This window comes from Halanaerobium sp. (assembly GCF_003070835.1).
On the sequence record NZ_QBLR01000488.1, the window covers coordinates 1 to 1,459 of the forward strand.

The following is a 1,459-nucleotide window of genomic DNA, read 5'->3' on the forward strand; positions in this document are numbered from 1 at the left end:
CTTATTAAAAATATTGGCCATTGTACCAAGTTCATCATTTCTATCCAGCTCTAGAGATACATTTAAATTTCCATTGGCAACTAACTCTATTTTCTCTCCCTATGTGTTAGGATAGTTGTCGTGGGGCACAAAATCTGTGTATAATAGAGTAACGACAATAAATCCTAAGGAGAATTATAATGCCAAGAAAAGTTTATTCTAAAAAATTAAAAAAGTCCATATTTAAAAGACTGGCTCCACCTAATGCTGAAAAAGTACCTGATATAGCTAGAGAAACTAATATACCCGTTAATACTCTCTACACCTGGAGATCTAAGGTTTTAAAGAGTAATCCAACCAGCAATAAAAAAGCAAGTAAATGGTCTTCCAGTGATAAGTTTCAGGCTGTTTTAGAAACTGCAAGTCTCTCAGAACTAGAAACTGCTAAATACTGCCGTGAAAAAGGCATCCATGTCGAAGAACTAAATAGCTGGATTAAGCAGTGCCAGAACGCTAATGAAAATAAATTTGAAGATCCTAAAGAACTAAAAAATAATCTTAAAAAAGAACAAAAGAAATCTAAAGAACTAGAAAAAGAACTTCGCGAAAAGGAAAAAGCTCTTGCTGAAACTGCAGCATTACTGGTGCTCAGAAAAAAGGCCCGAGCGATCTGGGGGGATCCAGAGGACGACTAATAGGAATTTCAGATCGCAAAAAAGCGGTAGCACTAATTAATGAAGCACATGCAAATGGCTGCAGGCTATTTAAAGCCTGTGAAGAACTGGAAATATCAATTAGAACCTATCAAAGATGGACTAAAGATGGTGCTGTTAAAGAAGATCAGCGGCCGCTGGCTGAAAGACAGGAAATAATTGAAGTCTCAAATAGCAAAGAATTTGCAGATCTACCACCTTTTAAAATTGTTCCTAAACTTGCTGAACAGGGTAAATATATTGCTTCAGAATCAACCTTCTATCGAGTCTTAGATGAAGAAAAAATGAATACCCGTCGAGCTAAAACTAAAGAACCTGTAAAACGAGAAGCTCCAACTCATATTGCTACTGCTCCCAACCAGGTCTGGACCTGGGATATCACCTGGCTGAATGCTATGATTAAAGGCAGTTTCTTTAAGCTCTATCTGATAGTTGACATGTTCAGCAGAATGATAGTTGCCTATGAAGTCTGGGAAACAGAAAACGCTGAGTATTCAAAAAGACTGATTAGAAAAGCTTCCCTGTCTCAGGGAATAGCGGCAAATGATAAACCACTGGTACTGCACTCTGATAATGGCAGTCCAATGAAAGCAGCAACATTTTTAGCAACACTGGAGAAACTGGGAGTACAGAGTTCATTTTCCAGACCGAGAGTAAGTAATGACAACCCCTATTCTGAGTCATTATTTAAGACAATGAAGTACAGACCAATTTATCCTAACAAAGGCTTTAAAGACCTAAATGAAGCCAGAGAATGGGTAGCTGAG

At 37.7% G+C, this 1,459-nt stretch carries 3 protein-coding genes; 2 read left to right on the plus strand and 1 reads right to left on the minus strand.

Annotated elements, in window-relative coordinates:
- On the minus strand, window positions 1-90 hold a 90-nt coding region (locus tag CI949_RS21075; protein ID WP_365942083.1), incomplete at its 3' end, for a HAMP domain-containing protein.
- A gap of 89 nt (window positions 91-179) precedes the next feature.
- On the opposite strand from CI949_RS21075, the gene CI949_RS20695 reads away from it, so the two are divergent.
- Together CI949_RS20695 and CI949_RS20700 are read left to right on the plus strand one after the other, a co-directional pair.
- Window positions 180-674: a transposase gene (locus CI949_RS20695; protein WP_290769932.1), complete on the plus strand. Its 495-nt coding sequence runs from the start codon at window positions 180-182 to the stop codon at window positions 672-674.
- Between the two features lie 35 nt (window positions 675-709).
- Window positions 710-1,459, plus strand: a 750-nt coding sequence (locus tag CI949_RS20700) for an IS3 family transposase (protein WP_290769934.1), incomplete at its 3' end; no start/stop codon positions are given.